The sequence below is a fragment of the Arthrobacter sp. R3-55 genome, from assembly GCF_054161505.1.
Genome location: NZ_CP096423.1, coordinates 271,036 through 288,730, shown reverse-complemented (window position 1 = coordinate 288,730; position 17,695 = coordinate 271,036). Strand labels below are relative to the sequence as shown.

At 63.0% G+C, this 17,695-nt stretch carries 18 protein-coding genes; 7 read left to right on the top strand and 11 right to left on the bottom strand.

Annotation, left to right across the window (positions count from 1 at the left end; translation table 11 throughout):
• Positions 1 to 66: 66 nt before the first annotated feature.
• The 4 genes from M1D51_RS01460 to M1D51_RS01445 form a co-directional block, all read right to left on the bottom strand.
• The gene (locus tag M1D51_RS01460; protein WP_172323725.1) at positions 67 to 1,794 is read right to left on the bottom strand and encodes an ABC transporter family substrate-binding protein; all 1,728 of its coding nucleotides are present in this window, start codon (positions 1,792 to 1,794) and stop codon (positions 67 to 69) included.
• A gap of 79 nt (positions 1,795 to 1,873) precedes the next feature.
• The gene (locus tag M1D51_RS01455) at positions 1,874 to 4,048 is read right to left on the bottom strand and encodes a dipeptide ABC transporter ATP-binding protein (protein WP_458108258.1); all 2,175 of its coding nucleotides are present in this window, start codon (positions 4,046 to 4,048) and stop codon (positions 1,874 to 1,876) included.
• Positions 4,045 to 5,007, bottom strand: coding sequence for an ABC transporter permease (locus M1D51_RS01450; protein ID WP_458108257.1), 963 nt, complete (start codon positions 5,005 to 5,007; stop codon positions 4,045 to 4,047). Before M1D51_RS01450 ends, M1D51_RS01455 begins: the two co-directional genes overlap by 4 nt.
• Positions 5,007 to 5,990, bottom strand: coding sequence for an ABC transporter permease (locus M1D51_RS01445; protein ID WP_172323722.1), 984 nt, complete (start codon positions 5,988 to 5,990; stop codon positions 5,007 to 5,009). The genes M1D51_RS01450 and M1D51_RS01445 overlap by 1 nt, the downstream gene beginning before the upstream one ends.
• Positions 5,991 to 6,586: 596 nt before the next feature.
• Here M1D51_RS01445 and M1D51_RS01440 point away from each other — a divergent pair.
• Positions 6,587 to 7,117, top strand: coding sequence for an ABC transporter substrate-binding protein (locus tag M1D51_RS01440; RefSeq protein ID WP_458108256.1), 531 nt, complete (start codon positions 6,587 to 6,589; stop codon positions 7,115 to 7,117).
• A gap of 158 nt (positions 7,118 to 7,275) precedes the next feature.
• On the opposite strand, the gene M1D51_RS01435 is transcribed toward M1D51_RS01440, so the two are convergent.
• Both M1D51_RS01435 and M1D51_RS01430 read right to left on the bottom strand, forming a co-directional pair.
• Positions 7,276 to 7,488, bottom strand: a complete 213-nt coding sequence (locus tag M1D51_RS01435; protein WP_458108255.1) for a hypothetical protein — start codon at positions 7,486 to 7,488, stop codon at positions 7,276 to 7,278.
• Positions 7,489 to 7,544: 56 nt separating this feature from the next.
• On the bottom strand, positions 7,545 to 8,150 hold the full coding sequence (locus tag M1D51_RS01430; protein ID WP_458108254.1) for a TetR/AcrR family transcriptional regulator: 606 nt from the start codon (positions 8,148 to 8,150) through the stop codon (positions 7,545 to 7,547).
• Positions 8,151 to 8,269: 119 nt separating this feature from the next.
• Between M1D51_RS01430 and M1D51_RS01425 the strand changes: the two genes are divergently transcribed.
• From M1D51_RS01425 to M1D51_RS01415, 3 genes are all read left to right on the top strand, one after another.
• Positions 8,270 to 8,836, top strand: a complete 567-nt coding sequence (locus M1D51_RS01425; RefSeq protein ID WP_172323720.1) for an NAD(P)H-dependent oxidoreductase — start codon at positions 8,270 to 8,272, stop codon at positions 8,834 to 8,836.
• A 166-nt stretch (positions 8,837 to 9,002) separates the two neighbouring features.
• Entirely contained in the window at positions 9,003 to 9,854 is an 852-nt protein-coding gene (locus M1D51_RS01420) for a GerMN domain-containing protein (RefSeq protein WP_458108253.1), read from the top strand.
• 57 nt (positions 9,855 to 9,911) lie between these two features.
• Positions 9,912 to 10,385: a DUF1990 family protein gene (locus M1D51_RS01415; RefSeq protein WP_458108252.1), complete on the top strand. Its 474-nt coding sequence runs from the start codon at positions 9,912 to 9,914 to the stop codon at positions 10,383 to 10,385.
• 4 nt (positions 10,386 to 10,389) lie between these two features.
• On the opposite strand, the gene M1D51_RS01410 is transcribed toward M1D51_RS01415, so the two are convergent.
• From M1D51_RS01410 to M1D51_RS01400, 3 genes are all read right to left on the bottom strand, one after another.
• On the bottom strand, positions 10,390 to 10,929 hold the full coding sequence (locus M1D51_RS01410; protein ID WP_458108251.1) for a hypothetical protein: 540 nt from the start codon (positions 10,927 to 10,929) through the stop codon (positions 10,390 to 10,392).
• Complete coding sequence (locus tag M1D51_RS01405; RefSeq protein WP_458108250.1) at positions 10,910 to 11,983, bottom strand: hypothetical protein; 1,074 nt, start codon at positions 11,981 to 11,983, stop codon at positions 10,910 to 10,912. Before M1D51_RS01405 ends, M1D51_RS01410 begins: the two co-directional genes overlap by 20 nt.
• Positions 11,984 to 12,080: 97 nt before the next feature.
• Positions 12,081 to 12,929: an isocitrate lyase/PEP mutase family protein gene (locus tag M1D51_RS01400; RefSeq protein ID WP_458108249.1), complete on the bottom strand. Its 849-nt coding sequence runs from the start codon at positions 12,927 to 12,929 to the stop codon at positions 12,081 to 12,083.
• A gap of 111 nt (positions 12,930 to 13,040) precedes the next feature.
• Here M1D51_RS01400 and M1D51_RS01395 point away from each other — a divergent pair, with 111 nt between their 5' ends.
• The 3 genes from M1D51_RS01395 (at position 13,041) to M1D51_RS01385 (ending at position 15,257) form a co-directional block, all read left to right on the top strand.
• A complete protein-coding gene (locus M1D51_RS01395; protein WP_458108248.1) occupies positions 13,041 to 14,348 on the top strand; it encodes an aminotransferase-like domain-containing protein in 1,308 nt (435 codons plus the stop codon).
• Positions 14,345 to 14,773: a universal stress protein gene (locus M1D51_RS01390; protein WP_458108247.1), complete on the top strand. Its 429-nt coding sequence runs from the start codon at positions 14,345 to 14,347 to the stop codon at positions 14,771 to 14,773. Before M1D51_RS01395 ends, M1D51_RS01390 begins: the two co-directional genes overlap by 4 nt.
• Before the next feature lie 172 nt (positions 14,774 to 14,945).
• Positions 14,946 to 15,257, top strand: a complete 312-nt coding sequence (locus M1D51_RS01385) for a hypothetical protein (RefSeq protein WP_172323727.1) — start codon at positions 14,946 to 14,948, stop codon at positions 15,255 to 15,257.
• Positions 15,258 to 15,306: 49 nt separating this feature from the next.
• Here M1D51_RS01385 and M1D51_RS01380 read toward each other — a convergent pair whose 3' ends face one another.
• A complete protein-coding gene (locus tag M1D51_RS01380) occupies positions 15,307 to 15,861 on the bottom strand; it encodes a phosphatase PAP2 family protein (RefSeq protein WP_458108246.1) in 555 nt (184 codons plus the stop codon).
• 124 nt (positions 15,862 to 15,985) lie between these two features.
• Complete coding sequence (locus tag M1D51_RS01375; protein WP_458108245.1) at positions 15,986 to 17,638, bottom strand: 2-oxo acid dehydrogenase subunit E2; 1,653 nt, start codon at positions 17,636 to 17,638, stop codon at positions 15,986 to 15,988.
• Between the last annotated feature and the right edge of the window lie 57 nt (positions 17,639 to 17,695).

Below are 17,695 nucleotides of genomic sequence, written 5' to 3'. Positions count from 1 at the left end.
GATCAACAGGTTCAGGGAAGCTCCCGGCCTTCAGGAAACTACTCTTGGGAATTTACAGCTGTGGGGCTACTTCTTGGCGCCCTTTTCCCAGCCGAGGGTGGTCCAGTCCGGAACGTTGGAGAGGCTCTGGAACAGCGACGGGCCGTAGTTGGCCAGGCCTGTCCGCACGAACTGGATCTCCGGGCCGTTCATCACGACGCCCATGGAGAAGTACTTCTCCATGTGCTTCTTCTCTACGTCCATGGCGGCCTTGTTGCGCTCGGCGTCATCGGCAATGGTCGAAAGACGCTTGATTTCTGCATCAAGCTCAGCGTCGCCGAGGCCGTTTTCGTTGGTCTCGGACTCGTAGTACTGCTTCACGGCGTCGGTAGCATCCGGGCCCACGGTGTAGCCGGAGATGGTGACATCGAACTCGCGGGAGCCAACAACCTTGCCGAAGTCAGCATCGCCGCGCTGGTCGATGGACACATCCATGCCGGCAGCCTGGAGCTGCTTCTGCAGCGTCTGCGTGGTGGCAGCGGTGGTGGGGTCATCACCGAAGTTGGTGATCTTGAAGGCGACGGGGACGCCGTCCTTGGCCATGATGCCCTTGTCGTTGGCCGTGTAGCCAGCGTCCGTCAGGACCTTCTTGGCAGCTTCAGCACCGGTGTCCTTCACAGGGTAGTTGTCCTGGTAGTACTCGGAGAACGGCATGAGCATCATGGAGCCCGAGCTCTCTTCGGACCAGTTCAGGCCGTTGAAGCGGACGTCGCGGATGGCCTTGCGGTCGACGGCGGTGAAGATCGCCTTGCGTACGGCAACGTCGGTGAGGGCGGGGCGCTTGGCGTTAAGGTTCAAGCCACCGGCAAACAGGCGCTGGCCACGGCGGATCTCGGAGTTGGTGGTCCCTTCGAGCTGCTTGTAGCGGCCCAGGGTACGTCCGTTGGCTGCGTCGATTTCACCGTTCTTGAAAGCAGCGATCGTTGCGCTCGGCTCCATCTGGCGCCAGATGACCTTTTCGAGGACCGGCTTCTGGCCCCACCACTTCTCATTGGGAACCATGGTGACGGTCTTGGCGGTGGTGTCGTAGTTTTCCACCTTGAACGGGCCGGCCATCCACTCGGGGTGCATGTTGCCGGCGAATCCGGTGTTGAAGGTCTCCGCGGTGTTGTTGGCGGGGTGGATCAGACCGAAGAAGAGGGAGTCCAGCGGGTAGACCGGCTGGGTGGTGGTGACAACGACTTCCTTGTCATTGGCGCCGGCCTCCACCGAGTCAACAAAGGCGTAGTTGCCTGCGGTGACGATGTCGATGGCCTTGTCTTCGCCCTTCAGCATGTTCCAGGTGTTTTGGAACGTCTTGACGTCGATGGGCGTGCCATCGTTCCAGGTGGCCTTCTCATTGACCTTGATGGTGATGGTCTGCTTGCCATCCTTGACTTCGCTCTTGACCTCTTCGCAGAAGTCCTTGTTGGGCTCAGCCTTGCCGCTGAAGTCCAGCTTCCAGCAGCCACCAATGCCACCGCTGCTGATGGCAGCCGTGTTGACCGGTGTCAGCAGTGCCGAAGTATCGGCGCTGTTACCAACGTTTGAGAAACCGTTGAAGTCAGGACCGATGCTGCCTACGGCCAGGGTGACTGTGCCGCCCTGTTCCAGGTCCTTCGCTTCCTTGGCGTTGACGCTGATCAGCTTGCTGATGTCACCGCCACTTTCTTCTGCCTTCTGCGAGGCCGGACCCGACGGCGTTCCCCCGCCGCAAGCGGTCAGCATGAGCGTTGCTACGAGCGCTACGCCGCCGATCGTCGTGTATTTCTTCATGGTTTGCCCTTCATGTTTACGACTGGAAATTCATTTGCGAGTTGAGACCAGGGATTCATTTCAAATGCGTCATATGTCGTCAGGCATGCACCACCAGCATGTCGGCGTCTATCTCTCCGTCCGGGAAGAAGCATGCGAAGTCCTGTGCGCCTTCCTTCTCAGAAGCCAGTGGCGGCTCCAGAGTAAGGCACTTTTCCTGCTTTGCGGCAGGTAGTGCGGCAAATACGGGACAACGGGTGGCGAAATTGCATCCCTTGGGCGCATCAAGCGGGCTGGGCAGGTCGCCCTGCAGGATGATGCGTTCCCGGGTGCGTTCAAGCTGCGGATCCGGTACGGGGATCGCCGACAGCAACGCCCTGGTGTAGGGGTGGCGCGGGTTGTCGAACACATCGTCCACGTCACCGGTCTCCACGATCTTGCCGAGATACATGACGGCAACGCGGTCCGAGATGTGGCGGACCACTGAGAGGTCGTGGGCCACCATGAGGTAGCTGAGCCCGAGTTCGGCGCGAAGTTGGTCCAGCAGGTTGATGACTCCGGCCTGCACGGAAACGTCCAGTGCGGAGACCGGTTCGTCCAGGACCACGAGCTTCGGGTTGACCGCGAGCGCCCGGGCAATGCCGATGCGCTGGCGCTGGCCGCCGGAGAACTGGTTGGGGAAGCGGTTCACGTGGTCCGGCTGGAGGCCCACCAGTTTCATGAGTTCCATGATGCGTTTCCGGATGGCGGCCTTGGGCATGCCCAGGTTTTCCAGCGGTTCGGCCAGGACCTCGTACACCGTGAAGCGCGGATCCAAGGCACCCGTGGGGTCCTGGAACACCATTTGCATTTCCTTGCGCATGGCCATCTTGGTCTTGTGGTCCGTGGCTACTTTGTTGCTGACGCCGCCGATCACCACTTCGCCCACCTGGTCCGGGTGGAACTCCATGATTTCCAGGAGCGTGGTGGTCTTGCCGCAGCCGGACTCGCCCACGATCGAGACGCACTCGCCTTCGCGGATGTCGAAGCTTAGGCCATCCACGGCCTTGACCGTGCCGATCCGTCGCTTGATCAAGGCACCCTTGAGCAGCGGGAAGTGCTTTTTTACGTCCTTGAGTTCCAGGACCTTGTCGCGCTCGACCCGGGCTACGCCGTCGAACTTTGAAACGGGCTTGGGCGGCGCGTGGAAGATCTTGTGCGCGTCGGCGTTGCCGGAAAGTTCCTCGGCTTTGATGCAGGCGGCCTTGTGTCCCAGGGTTTGGCCCTCAACTCCGGGCACAGAAACTCCGGGCACGGGGAACAGTTCCGGCTCTCCGTGCAGGCACGCGTCGCTGACCATGGGGCAGCGGGCCGCAAACGAGCATCCGGTGACGGGGAGCGCGAGGTTGGGCGGAGTGCCCTCGATGGGAACCAGCGACTGCTTGGTGGCGGTGTCGATCCGCGGAACGGCGCCCAGGAGGCCCAGCGTGTACGGCATCCGCGGGTTGTAGTAAATGTCCTCCACGGTGCCGGTTTCCACCGGCTTGCCCGCGTACATCACCATGATGTCGTCGGCCATGCCGGCCACAACACCGAGGTCGTGCGTGATCATGACGACGGCGGCGCCGGTCTCCTCTTGCGCCGTGTGCAGGACTTCGAGCACCTGCGCCTGGATGGTGACGTCCAACGCCGTCGTGGGTTCATCCGCGATGAGCACCCGCGGATCGTTGGCGATGGCGATCGCGATCATGACGCGCTGGCGCATACCGCCGGAAAATTCGTGCGGGAAGGCCTTCAGCCGGTCCTTGGGGCTGGGGATGCCCACCATTCGCAAGAGGTCGACGGCGCGGGCTTCTTTGGCCTGCTTGCTCATGGTGGGGTTGTGGACCGTGAGCGCCTCAATGATCTGGGTGCCCACCGTATAGACGGGTGTGAGGGACGAAAGCGGGTCCTGGAAGACCATGGCGATGTCGCTGCCGCGGTGCTTGCACATGGCTTTGTCGCTAAGCCCCAGCAGTTCCTTGCCCTTGAAACGGACGGAACCGGTGATGTCGGCGGTCTCGGGGAGGAGTCCCATGACGGCCATGGAGGTGACGGACTTGCCCGAGCCGGATTCGCCCACGATGCCCAAGGTTTTGCCCGGCATGAGGTCGAAGTCCACTCCGCGGACGGCGTGGACCACGCCATTCTCGGAGTTGAAGCGGACGTTGAGGTCCCGGACGCTCAGGACGGCGTCTCCGGGTGCGTAGAGTCCGGCGTCGCGGAGGCGCTCGACGGGTGTGGTGTTGGTGCTCATTTGGTGACCTTCTTTGCGGTCTTGGTCTTCGCCCGGCCGATGGAGCTGGAGCTGGGATCGAACGCGTCACGGAGGCCGTCGTTCATCATGGCCAGCGAACCGGTCAGCAGGAACATGACGGTCAGCGGGACCCAGAACATCCAAGGGAAGGAGGACACTTGGCCCGTGGCCTGACCGATGAGGACACCGAGGCTGACGTCAGGGAGTTTGATGCCGATGCCGATGAAGGAGAAGGCCACTTCGGCAAGGATCGCGCCGGTGATGCCGCGGGTGAAGTCCAGGACCAGCAAGGAACCGATGTTGGGAACCAGGTGGCGCCAGACGATCCTGCGGGACGGGACGCCCATGTACTTGGCGGCTTTGACGTAGTCGCGCTGCATGAGGGACATGGACAGCGAGCGCACCAGGCGGGCGGTTCCCATCCAGCTGAAGAACAGCAGCACCACTACCAGCAGGAGCCAGCTGGGAAGGTCCTTCAGTCCCCCGCTGCCGCTGGTTGCCACGGCGACTACCAGGATGGCGGGCATCATGATGAGGGCTTCGAGGATGAAGAGCATGGTGGCGTCCACCTTGCCCCCGAAGAACGCCATGGTGCAGCCATACACGGCGGAGATCAGCACGGACACCCCGCCCACGATCAGGCCGATGAGGATCGATGTCCGGGTGCCGTCCACAATGAGCGCCATGAGGTCGATGCCGGCCTGCGTGGTTCCGAGCAGGTGGTCCGGTGATGGCGGCATGCCGATATTCAAGGGATCAATGGTGTCCTTGTCCCATTGGGTCAGGAACCCACCGAAAATAGAGAAGAGGAACAAGGCAACGAAGATGAATAAACCCGCGACGGCGGTCCGGTTGCGCATGAAGCGACGGAAGATGATGCGGGACTTCCCGATCACGACGTCTTGGTCGCCTACCCGGGACTCGTCGATTTCCGCAATGGGGTCAATGATGTTGGTCATTACTGGACCCTCACTCGTGGATCGACCAGCGTGGTGGCGAAGTCGGCAAGGATGGCGCCGATCGCGAAGATCACCGAACCGTACGCCAGCGTGGCAGTGGCAACGTTGACGTCCTGAAGGCTGATGGCCTGGATGCTCCAGAGTCCGATGCCCGGCCAGGCGAAGATGGCTTCGGCGAAGAAGCCGCCGGTGAAGATTGCGGGGATAGTGAACGCAATGCTCTGGGCCACCGGGATGAAGGAGACGCGCAGTGCGTGCTTCCTGATGGCTTGGTTGCGGGTGAGCCCCTTGGCCCGTGCGGTGCGGACGAAGTCGGCATTGACGTTGTCCAGGAGGTACTGCCTCTGGGCGATCTGGTAACCGGCCCAACCGAAGATGGTCATCGCGAAGGTGGGCACGGCGTAATGGGCCACAAGGTCAACGAAAGCCGGCCAGCCTGGCTCGATTCCCGGCGTCGAAATTCCCGTGACGAAGAAGATGCGCTCGCCCACGGCCTCGTTGATGCTGATGGCGCCGAGCTGCACCAGGAAGTATGCGATGGGTGCGGGGAGGATGTGGACAAGGTAGCTGTAGGACGTGATGACGCGGTCCTGGAACTTGTACTGGCGCGCTGCTGAGTAGACGCCGAGGGCGACGCCGATGACCAGGGTCAGGATGATCGAGGCGATGAACAGCCGGGTTGAAACCATCACGCGGTCGGCGAACTCGGCATTGACGAATGCGCCGTTCGGGCTGCGGCCCCAGTCCCAGCGGGTGAGAATGCCACCGAGCCATTCGATGTAGCGTTCCCAGGCATTCTTCTCCGGGTCCAGGCCCAGCCCCCGGAAGGAGGCATTGACCTGCTCGGGAGTTGGCCGCGGAATCTTCTCTTGCTCCAAAACTGCGGGCTTGAGCGATGAGACCGCCAGGAAGTACCCGGCGCTTGTGGTCAGGAAGATCATGATCAGGTAAATGCCCGACCGCTTCATCAGATATTTCAGCATGTCGGGTGGCTGCCCCGAATCGTGGCAATACTCAAAGCTCGTCCTTCCGCGGTTCCCGGCTGTGGCCGGCGTCAGCTACGAATTGGCGCAGCGGGTTGTTGGGTCCCCCGCACCCCTTCAGTGATCACCAGCCGTGTATGGCATGCGTCACATTCAAGAGGAAACTACCACAATAACTGCTTCACGTTTTGCCAGCACGCCTCCAGATTGGCGCCTTGCAGCCAGATTGTTATGTGCAGACTGCGTCACAATATTGATGCGCCGGGCACTTGAGCGCACACCCTTGGGACTTGGGGCCTCGGGGCCCTGGGGATTGCCTGCTCGCGGCTGGGGGAATGGGTGCGCTAACAGGGCCGCGGGAGGCTCGGCCAACACCCCGCTCACCCATGGAAAAGGGTTGACTAATAAGGGTACTTACCAATATGTTGGAACAGTGCAGTGATGTGAATCACACGTCCTCACGCCCGAGGTTCGCTCCAGAACATTCGGGTCTCCAGCAAATCAACAAGTTCCACCGGTTCTCCAGGGGCTTCGTTGGGGGTGGATGGCCGGGGGTTCAAACGCCACTGATTGTGGCGCTGAAAGGAACATTCGAGATGCGAACACGATTAATTGCACCCCTTACTGCCGTCGCCTTGTCTGGAGCCATGCTCTTTGGCGCCACAGCACCCGCGTCAGCCGCACCGCCGCCCAGCGCCAGCGCCCAGCAGTTGGCCAACGTCTCGGCCGTCATCAACGAGACAGTTCCCGGTGTCGGAACCTTCGTCGGCTCCTTCACTCCCACGGAGTTCGGTACAAGCGATGGCGCGCTGACCGTGACCGGCTTGCTGCAGGGCACGTTCACCAGTGTTGCGGGAGTTGTCACAGCTGTGAATGAAACGGTGACCACCACTGTGACCGGCGCAGCTACACAAGCCGCCTGCCAGATCCTCAACCTGGACCTCGGGCCGCTGGACTTGAACATTCTCGGCTTGCGCGTCCAGCTCAACCAAGTCCAACTGGACATCACGGCCGTCCCGGGCCCCGGTAACCTCCTCGGCAACTTGCTGTGCGCCGTAGCCGGGCTTCTGGATGGCAGTGGCCTCAGCGGCCTTGCCAACCTGCTGAACCGCCTCCTGGGCCTCTAACTACACAGCCCAAACAAGATACTTACGCATAGCCGGTAAGTGATAGCCGGTAAGTGAGGTGAGGCGTCCCCCCCGGGGGCGCCTCACCTCGTTAAGGACGCATTGGCCCTCTCGGATCGGGTAAGGCGCCGTCCCCACACCGACCCCCACCCCTCATCTCAGGTGAAGTCACCTTCATCCGCGACGGACGCACGGCGCGCACTCCGGGTCAGGCGACGCTTGCGGCGGGACAGCGCACGCTGAGCATCCCGACGCGCCTCAGCCCTGGCCTTCCGCTGCGCCCTGTCAAGTGCAAAGAGCATGCCAAAAACGAACCCGATCCACAGCACAGCCGCCCCCAGAACCACACCAATCCATATCAGTGACTCCATACCCCGAAACGTACCCTCAACGCGGGGAAAGTATCAGGGGCACGCGCGCTGCGGGGTCAGGCGGTGCGCAGCAGGCGGGTGACCAGTTCGCGCCAGGAATCCGTGAGGCGCGTGGGCGATATCCCGCGGACGCGGACGTCGTCCACAATGCGCTCGGGGTCCAGTGCGTACGTCAGGGACATGGCCATGACCCATGGATCGGCGATCCCGGCCTCCCGCAGCAGGACTTCCATATGACGGTGCGAGAGCTTGGTGGCCGGGACATCGAACCTGTTGCGGGTGGCAGCTCCCGCGGCTTTGAGGAGTTCGCCGTTTTCCAGGACGAAGTAGATCCGCCCTTCGCCAAAGGCAATGAGGCGTTCTTTCGGTGCGGCGCCGGGTCCCAACGGAGGCGGTCCGAACATGAATCCCCGCTGGAATTCGGACTCCGAGTCACTCAGCAAGGTCATCATGAGCCCCGCCCTGCTCCCGAACCGGCGGAAGACAGTCCCCTTGCCCACGTGCGCTTTACAGGCGAGGGCATCCATGGTCAGGGCTTCAGCCCCGAACTCAGCCACGAGGTCCCGGGCAGCATTGAGCAGACGCTCGCGATTCCTCGCTGCGTCGCTGCGCTCATGGGGCGCACCTAAGGGCACGTCCGGCCTCATGGGGATCGAGCTCACAGAAATATTCTAGACCCGGGAATAGAAACCGGACCGCAGTCCGTTTAGTATCGATGAAGGCCCCAAAGCCAAGACATCGAACGGCCGGCACCCCAATCGGCCAGACACAAGGAGACACCATGTCCAAGAGCACCGTTCTTACCCTCGTCGGCAGCCTGCGCGCCGACTCCCACAACAAGAAGCTCGCCGAGGCCATCCAGCTGAACGCTCCGGAGAACGTTGACGTGCAGATCCATGGCTCCCTGGGCACCATCCCGTTCTACAACGAGGACATCGACGTCGAAGGTCAGGTCCCCGCCGAAGCCGCAGCACTCCGTGCCGCAGCAGCCGAGGCCGACACCATCCTGCTGGTCACCCCGGAGCACAACGGCACCATGCCCGCATCGCTGAAGAACGCCATCGACTGGCTGTCCCGCCCGTTCGGCGCCGGCGCCCTGTCCGGTAAGCCGACCGCCGTCGTCGGAACCGCCTTTGGCCAGTTCGGTGGCGTGTGGGCCCAGGACGAAGCCCGCAAGGCCGCGGGCATCGCCGGCGCCAAGGTCCTCGAAGACGTCAAGCTGGCCGTTCCGGGTTCCATGATCCGCTTCGCTGAACTGCACCCGAAGGACGACGCCGAGGTAGTAGAGCAGATCAAGGGCATCTTCGAGCCGCTGACCGCCGCTCAGGACGAAGAAGCAGCAGCCTAGTCTTTCGCCTTCAATGCCCCCGTTCCGCTTTCCGCGGGGCGGGGGCATTGACGTTCCCGACGCCTTCCCGGACTGCTGGCTGCTTCAGCGTGATCAACTCTTGTCCGAACCGTCACCGTAGCGGGATGTTGTGTTCCGCCCACCCGTCCTAACGTTGGAGATACAGGTGGACGGACAGGAGCGCGGGGCTGTCATGCATGCCGGACGGGGACCAAAAAGTACGACGGCGATCGCAGCTGCCTGCCTCGTCTTCGGCCTGTGGGTGGCTGGCTGCAATGCTGTCCCCGCAGATCCTGCTGTTCCCGAAGGTGCAGCCCCTCTGCCGACCGTCTCCGTGACGCCGCCGGCACCTTCGCAGAGCGCTACGCCTTCTGCGTCCGGCCCTGTTGCCTCGGCTTCTGCCCCCGCAATCACTGGCAAGCCTTCCGTTTCCGTATCCGCCGGGCCGCCTACGCCGGCAACACCAACACCGCCGGCACCTTCATCCGCTCCCCCAGGCACCCCGGACGCTTCCGCGGCCGCCCCTACCCAGCCACGTGCCGTCGTCGAGCCTTCCCCCGAACCGGGAACCAGCGCTCCGGAGCCCTCAGAAACCGGGACGGTCATGACCGTGGATGCTTCCGGTCCCGCGGTCTACTACGTGGCAATTGACGACGGCGGCTCCCGCGGCGTGCGGTTCGGCTGCAACGACAGCCTGGTGCCCGTCAGGGGCGTGGCCGCGCCCGGCGACCCATTGTCCGTGGCGCTCGGCCGGTTGCTGGAGGCCGGGATGCCCGTGGACGGCGATGCCGCCCTCTACGACGCCTTGGCCGGTTCCTCCCTGCGCTACCTTTCCGGCTACATGAGCGGGGCTACGGTGGTGGTGAACCTCAGCGGAACACTGCGGCCCGGTGGCGTGTGCGACATTCCGCGCATACAGGCTCAGCTGACGCAGACAATCGTGGCAGCCAGTGGTGCGTCGCGGGCCGAGATCTACGTCAACGGCAGGACCTTGACGGAGGCCCTGAGCGTACGCTGAGCATAGCTTTGGCCACTGGCCAGGCGTGACTAATGGGGAAAACTTGGGGGAAGCTGCATGACCAGTCCGAATCTGCACCAATGGCCTACTGCCAGCATGGGCTACCGCCGCTCGGAGGTATCAGCCGTGGTGGGATCCGGTGACGCATCGTGGGAACGCGCCTCGGAGCAGGTGCTCCGGTGGGGAGTGAAAACCGCTAGCGGCTTCTCCGTCGACTCACCGGGGCCGGTCTCTGTTGGTGACCGGGTGCTGGTCACCGCCCATTTCCTCGGCCTCAGGGTGCTGGAACCGGTAGAAGTGGTTGCAGTGGTTCACGAGCCGGACCGGGCGGGCTTCGCTTACCGGACCCTCCCAGGGCATCCGGTCTCGGGCGAAGAAGCGTTCATTGTTCACCGTGCAGGGAGCACCGTGCACCTGACGATCCGGTCGCTGACAAGACCCGCGCCTCAACAACCGTGGCGATTGTTCTACCCGGCTCTTCTTGTCCTGCAGAAACTGGTCCGGCGACGGTATCTTCGAGCGCTGGGCTGACGCATCACGCCGTCGCGATGGCCAGCACCCGGCGCAGCGCCCATGCCACCCGCAATAACGCCAGGACGGAGGCGAAGGCCAGCACGAACACGAGAGCTTCGGGAATCCACAGCCCGGTGGATGCGCCTCCTTCCAGCACCATGGTGACCAAGGCAGCAACCAACAGCAGCCCAAGCCCCGGGATGGCGAACAGGAACACTTCCCCGATCTGCCGCCGATGGGTTGCCGAGAGTTTCTCCAAAGGGAGCTCCCGTTGGCCTGGCGCGGCCTTCTTGCCCAGCACGTTGATGAGCATGGAGACGCTGGTGAGAGTCAGCCCGGCAGTGGCCCCCGCCAAGGTGGCGAGCGTCTGGAAGAGGGTCCGGCGGGTTCCGGCGTCGGCCCCTTCAAGTAACAGCGGTTGCCGGGCCAGCAGCGCGATGCCAAGCCAGATCAGGACCGCAAACACCGCCCACAGGTAGTCGGCAGTGGGGTGCAGCAGGAACCACCGCCACAGTGTGCGTCGCCGCCCGTTGCGTTGGATATCAACCTCGTACAAGCTCATGGCCCGCACCGCCCGTCGCGGTTTTGTCAGGGAGCGCAGCGGCTTTATTGGGCAGCGTCCCAGCTTTGTCAGGGAGTGTCGCCGCGCCAAGGGCCTCCCGCACAGCAGCCATTCCGCCGGCAACAAGGTCCGGCACGAGGCCTGGGTCAGCGGTGCCTTTGACGTCCGGCAGGGTCCTTGCAAAGAATGCCTCGTTATCCCTGGCCTGCTTGTTGAGGACGGTGACGGCCTCGGCTACGGATTTCTGCGGATCATTGAATACATCCGGATCAACGTCAATGTGCGAAATGAACCGCTCCTTCAACAAATCCACCACCTCGCGGTCACCGGTCAGGGAATCCTTGCCCTCGGCCACCACGTAGTCAAAGTGCTCCACGGAACCGGCGCGGCGGAAAAGATCGATGAGTTGTTGAATGCGTTCCCTGATCCGCTGTTTGTCCTCCGCTTTCCCGGCCCGCCCAACACTCAGGGAAATTCGGAATGTCCCTTCATTCATGAGGCGCGAGGCACTGTCCAGGACGTCGGCCCATTCGCCTTCCATCAGTTTCCCCGAGAGGCGCTCGGCGGGGAGTGCGAACTCGAAACGACTGACTTCAAGCCGGGTGAGGATCTCCTCAATGTCCTCCCTCACAACGGGGACAAGGGTGGGTTCCAGCCCGAGCATTCCGCCAAGATACTCACCCATTCGGGATGCCCGGGGGCCGTTGCCGCTGGTGAGCACGGCAATCACGTTCCTCTTCAGGAATGCGAAGTACGTGGTTTCAAGAAGGTGATCGCCCGGAGCCAGCGGGAGCGGTTTACGCCGGCCCAGGGCATCACCGACGCTCGGCAGATTGGTCTCCCGTACCCGGTCAAGCAGTAGCACTGGATGCGGCGAGGATGTCACCGCCTGGGCGAGCAGTACCGTTCCGTCCGCACTGGTGAAATGCCGATCCGTCCCGGCATCCTGGGCGTTCTTCAGGACCTCCGCCACCCGGCGCGCAGGAAAGGGACGGTTGAGCTCGTCACCGTTCAACTGTTCGATGCGCCAGAACTGCACACTGCGCCGTGCCATCCATACTCCCCTGCCGTGGTGGCTTTTCCTTCTGATCCCAAGGTATCGGCGGGGTCCGACATTAAAGGCGGGCGCCGCCGTCGTGCGTTGCATCAGCTCACATGCTGTACTTGGGTCCCTCCACAAACAGTGCGTCCATCTCGTCGTGGCTACGCGTACCAGCGAGACCGGCCCAGTTGCCGTCACCCAGGATTTCTTTAGCCACCCGCGCAACTTTGGCGTAGGCCGCTTTGGCAGTGTTGCCGCCGATGCTGACGCGGCGCACGCCGGCGTCGTGCAGTTCCAGCGGGGATGGCGCACCTACTCCCGCCAGGGCGTTCAACGGCGCCGGTATCCGGCTGGACAGTTCGTGGAGAACATGAAGATCGACGACGCCGGGCACGAAGACGCCGTCCGCGCCGGCCGTAAGATAGGATTCGGCACGCCGCAATGTCTCGTCGAAGGCTGTGTCCTCGAAGCCACCGGACAGATAGGTATCCGTGCGGGCATTGATGAACAACGGGATCCCGCGGTCGTCTGCGGCCGCACGGATGAGGGCGATCCTGCGCGATTGTTCGGCGATATCGGTGAGCGGTTCCATGGCGGAGTCCTCGATGTTGATGCCTACGGCCCCTTCGTCCAGGACGGCGTGGACGGTAGCCCTCAGTTCATCGTCGGTACGCCCGTATCCGGTTTCGATGTCGGCGGTGACTGGCAGCGTGGTGGCGCCGACTACGCGGCCCAAGGCTGCCATGGCCAAGCCCCACGGCACATGGTCCCCGTCCCGGAAACCCAGGCTCCAAGAGACGGCGGAGCTTGACGTAGCGATCGCCGTCGCCCCTGCGTCCTGGACCACCCGGGCGGATGCAGCGTCCCACACGTTGACCAGCACCAGCGGCGTGGGCCCGGCGTCATGGAGTTTGTGGAATTGCTCGGCCTTGGTCACGGATCCGCGGTGCGCTGTCATAGCTACATTCCAGCCCTTCCGCATCGCAAGGTAAAGCGCCGAATGCCAGACTAGGAGATATTTGAAAACAACTGTTGCCTCATTAGCAACATCCAGGAGTATCCTGTCACTGTGACCCACGAAACATTGGATGCCGGCGCAACGTTGCCCGCTGAAGCCATCGACGCCATTGAGCGTGCCGCCACGGCCGCCCACCCGCACGAGGAACTGTTCTCGGCGCGGGCCGCCAACATCAAGCAGTCCGCAGTTCGGGATGTCTTCGATATCTCGATGCAGCCAGGACTTGTCTCCCTCGCCGGAGGCAACCCCTACCTTCAATCCCTGCCGCTGGAAAAGCTGGGACAAACCGCCGCCCGCATCATCGCCGAAGAAGGAATGACCGCACTGCAGTACGGCGGCGGCCAAGGTACCGAGGAACTCCGCCGGCAGATCTGCGACGTCATGGCAGCCGAGGGCATTACCGATGCCCTGCCGGAAAACGTGGTGATCACCGCGGGCTCACAGTCGGCACAGGACGTTGCCACCAAGGTCTTCTGCAACCCGGGCGATGTTGTCCTCGTGGAAAACCCCACGTACGTGGGCGCGCTGAATACTTTCGAGGCGTACCAGGTTGAGGTGCAGCCGATCGACATGGACGACGACGGCCTGGTACCCGAGCTTCTCGAGGCCAGGATCGCAGCGCTCCAGTCCGAGGGCAAGAACATCAAGTTCCTGTACACCATTCCCAACTTCAATAACCCCTCCGGGATCACGCTGGCGGAAGAGCGCAGGCAGCGGATCGTTGATATATGCCGCAACGCGAATATTATCGTCCTTGAAGACAACCCCTACGGACTCCTGCGCTTCGACGGGCACCCGATCGCACCAATGCGCGCCGCCAACCCGGATGATGTCATCTACTTCGGCTCCTTCTCCAAGATCTTCGCTCCCGGGCTGCGCATTGGCTGGGCACTGGTCCCCGCGCACCTGCAGCGACGTTTCTACCTCGCGTCAGAGGCAGTGACCCTCTGCCCGCCCCCGCTGAACCAAATGCTGGTCTCGGCATACCTCCGGGAATACGACTGGAAAGGCCAGATTGACACGTACCGGACGCTCTATGCCGAACGCTGCCAGGCGCTTCTGTCCGCGCTCGATGAGTACATGCCCTCAGGCCTGACATGGACGCGGCCGGACGGCGGCTTCTTTGTATGGGTGACGTTGCCCGAAGGCGTGGATACCTATCCGCTGCTCGGAAAAGCGATTGACGCCGGCGTCGTCTTCATCCCCGGCGCAGCTTTCTCCCCAGCCGACGGCCCTTCCAACAAGCTCCGGTTGGCTTTCAGTGCGGTGCCGCCGGATACGATTGCCGAAGGCGTCCGCCGCTTGGCACCAGTTTTGGCAGCAGCCATCACAGCCATCAATGAAGGAGCAGCACAATGACCGGAGTTGTGATTGTCGGAGTAGACGGCAGCGAGACGGCAATGAGGGCAGCCGAGGCCGCCCGGCAACTGGCGATCGGCCTCGGGGCCAGCCTGCGCGTTGTCAGCGCGTTCGACAGCAACCGCACAGAGGTGGTTGAGATTGGCACCGACAAATGGATCGTGTCCGACGCCGCCGAAGCAGAAACCGTAGCCCGAACCGTTGCCGAACGCCTGGCGCATGAGGGCCTCACCATCACCTACTCCGCAGCCCGCGGGAAGCCCGGCGAAGCCTTGGTGAAGGAAGCCGAAATGCAGGATGCCAGCCTGATCGTGGTAGGGAACCGCCGCATGCAGGGACTGGGCCGGGTACTCGCCAGCGTGGCCAACACCGTGGCGCACACTGCCCCGTGCGATGTCTACATCGCCAAGACCGACCAGCCGTAAAGCGAGCCGCATCACGCCGCCGGGTGGGGAGCCTCACCCGGCATTTGGCGTTTTTTGGGCCTTGCCCCTGAAGTCATCGTTATAAAATCGAGATGCCCCAATGGCGCGTGCTACCTCCACTTACTGACTTCAAGGGATCATTTTCTTGCTTACTTTGCAGCCGCGCCAGCGCGTGGGACACGACATCCTTCTTGCCCGCCACGGGAACAGCATCAGCACCATGCGCTATGACCGCAGCAACGACCGCATCATCGCGATGCTCGACGACGGCTCTTGGGACAGCGCCCCCAACGTCATCAGCCCCGGCCTGGACATGCCGGAGACCTTTGGCAGCGTGTTCCGCAAGGACTGGCGCTTCCTGTCCCTGGCATGCGTGGCGATGGTTACCATCGCAGCTGTTGCCATGGGCATCAGCGTGGAAATGGCCAACAACATGTCCACCACCGAACTCCAGGCACTCCTGGTCAGCTACCCCGCGTTCTAGGCCGGAACGCTGGGCCAACGCTGCGGATTGTGCCAGTGGTTTCGAAAGCCTAGAGCATCCATTCCCGCAGCAGCCACCACAGCCCGGCAATCACCACTCCGCCAAACAGTGAGCCAACAATCACCTGGCCCAGGGTGTGGGCGCGCAGGACCAACCGCGACCAGCCCACCGCCGGTACCAAAAGCAGCACAGGCAACCAAGCAGGTCCAAACATCGCGACCACAATGACCGCCGCCGCAGCCAGGGCAGAGGCATGCCCGCTCATCTTCCAGAAGGCGCTCACCACTGCCAGTATGGCGATCCCGCCAATGAGCGCGATGATCATTACCGAGACGCTGGCGGGGCCGTCCAGCAGCTGCAACACTCCCAGCCCGACCACCACCGAGACCAATGCCATCAGCAACAACGCCGGCCGTTGGCGACGGTCGCTGACATGGTGGTCCGTGATCCTGCCGAGCCTGACCATGACCAGCACGTATGCCAGTGGCAGAACACAGACGAACACTGCGGCCAGGAGACCGAACCACATGGTCCCGGGAAACCCTGGTTCGATTGCAGGGCTGATCAACAGCAGGACCATCACCACAACCGGCGGTTGAAACACTTCCGTCAGTACCCTGGCAACGGTGCGCCATGCCCCCGTGACCAGCTGAGGGGGTACATGCCCGGAATCCGTGGCCCCAGCCTCGGGGTAGGAAGCCGTCCCCGGACCCCGAGATGCTGACCCGTCAGTCAAGCAACAGCGCCGGTTCTTCAAGAATGGCTGCGACATCGGCCATGAAGCGTGCAGACAAGTCGCCATCCACCACCCGGTGATCGAACGAACCGCCCAGCGTGGTGATCCAGCGCGGAATGACTTCCCCGTCCAGGACCCACGGTTTCTGCTTAATCGTTCCGAAGGCAATGATGGCCACCTCGCCCGGATTGATGATGGGCGTTCCGGTATCGATGCCCAAGGCGCCGATATTTGTGATGGTCAGGCTTCCGCCCTGCATCTCCGCCGGTTGGGTCTTGCCCGCGCGCGCCTTGGTGGCCAGATCGTTGAGGGCCAAAGCCAATTCCTTGAGGGAAAGGTCCTGGGCGTCCTTGATGTTGGGGACCATGAGGCCACGCGGGGTTGCGGCCGCGATGCCCAGGTTCATGTAGTGCTTGACCTGGATCTCGGCGTTTCCGTTTCCGTCCGCGTTGTCCACCCACGTGGCGTTGACGCTGGGGTTGCGTGCCGCGGCCCAGATCACGGCCTTGGCGAGGATCAGCAAGGGTGAAACCTTGATGCCTTCGAAGTCCCGGGATACTTTGAGTCGTTTGACGAACTCCATGGTCCGGCTGGCATCGACGTCCACAAAGATGCTGACGTGCGGGGCCGAGAACGCCGACTCCACCATGGCCTTGGCGGTCGCCTTCCGCACACCCTTGACGGGCAGGCGTTCGATGCGCTGATCCTGCGGCTTCTTGGACGCACCCCAGAACGAGTCAGCCTGATCGTGCTCGGCATCGCGCTGCGCTTGGTAGCTCACCAGATCCTCACGGGTCACCTCGCCGCGATGGCCTGTGGCCACGACATCCGCGAGGTCAATGCCCAGGTCACGGGCAAACTTGCGGACCGGCGGCTTAGCCAGGACCCTGTTGACCAGGCCGCTGATGGTGCCGCTGAGGGCAGCACCGCGGGATACCGCTACCGGGGTTCCCGCTCCTTGGCTTGGCTGCACGGTCGGCGTTTGGGTAGCCGGCGTTTGGGTAGCCGGTTGCTGGGTGACCGGTTGCTGGGTGACCGGAGAGGCAGTGACGGACCCGACAGCGGTGCGTGCCGGCGTCGTGCGGTGCGCAACCGGCACTTCGGCCGCCTTTGCTTCAACGACTGCCTGGTGGTCCTGGACTGTGCCTTCGGCGTTTTCGGCGATCGTGGCTGCTTCAACGGCACCGGCCGGACGCTTCCGCGCACGGCGCTTGACGGCATCGGCCTTTGGTCCGGAGCCCACCAACGGGCCCCCGGCGGGACGGTTGTCGTCTTGGTCTTCATCAACGGACAGCTTGCCGTACATCGGCATCTCGAGGGCGGGGGCTTCCGGTGCTGCGTCGCCCGTGGAGCCTGCTGCGTCCCCGGTGCCTGCGGTGCCGCCGGCACCTGCTGCGTCGTCTGCGCCTTCGGATACAGCGATGATCGCCGTGCCGACCTCCACCGTGATTCCCTCTTCCACCAGCAACTCCGTCACCGTTCCGGCGAAGGGAGATGGCAGTTCAACGAGGGATTTGGCCGTCTCGATCTCACACAGGACATCGTTGATTGCCACGACATCGCCCGGCTTGACCTTCCAAGCCACTACCTCGGCCTCGGTCAGTCCTTCGCCGACGTCCGGCAGGTTGAATTTCTTTACAGTCACAGTGGTCCTCGATTTCCGGTTACCAGGCAGCGAAGCCGGGCAGGATCAGGGCGGTTG

Excerpts from the sequence above, each read along its gene's own strand:
- M1D51_RS01435 (WP_458108255.1), bottom strand. The coding sequence starts at position 7,488 with ATGGAGTCACTGATATGGATTGGTGTGGTTCTGGGGGCGGCTGTGCTG.
- M1D51_RS01390 (WP_458108247.1), top strand. The coding sequence starts at position 14,345 with ATGACCGGAGTTGTGATTGTCGGAGTAGACGGCAGCGAGACGGCAATG.
- M1D51_RS01460 (WP_172323725.1), bottom strand. The coding sequence starts at position 1,794 with ATGAAGAAATACACGACGATCGGCGGCGTAGCGCTCGTAGCAACGCTC.
- M1D51_RS01415 (WP_458108252.1), top strand. The coding sequence starts at position 9,912 with ATGACCAGTCCGAATCTGCACCAATGGCCTACTGCCAGCATGGGCTAC.
- M1D51_RS01450 (WP_458108257.1), bottom strand. The coding sequence starts at position 5,007 with ATGACCAACATCATTGACCCCATTGCGGAAATCGACGAGTCCCGGGTA.
- M1D51_RS01455 (WP_458108258.1), bottom strand. The coding sequence starts at position 4,048 with ATGAGCACCAACACCACACCCGTCGAGCGCCTCCGCGACGCCGGACTC.
- M1D51_RS01440 (WP_458108256.1), top strand. The coding sequence starts at position 6,587 with ATGCGAACACGATTAATTGCACCCCTTACTGCCGTCGCCTTGTCTGGA.
- M1D51_RS01405 (WP_458108250.1), bottom strand. The coding sequence starts at position 11,983 with ATGGCACGGCGCAGTGTGCAGTTCTGGCGCATCGAACAGTTGAACGGT.
- M1D51_RS01425 (WP_172323720.1), top strand. The coding sequence starts at position 8,270 with ATGTCCAAGAGCACCGTTCTTACCCTCGTCGGCAGCCTGCGCGCCGAC.
- M1D51_RS01445 (WP_172323722.1), bottom strand. The coding sequence starts at position 5,990 with ATGCTGAAATATCTGATGAAGCGGTCGGGCATTTACCTGATCATGATC.
- M1D51_RS01400 (WP_458108249.1), bottom strand. The coding sequence starts at position 12,929 with ATGACAGCGCACCGCGGATCCGTGACCAAGGCCGAGCAATTCCACAAA.
- M1D51_RS01410 (WP_458108251.1), bottom strand. The coding sequence starts at position 10,929 with ATGAGCTTGTACGAGGTTGATATCCAACGCAACGGGCGGCGACGCACA.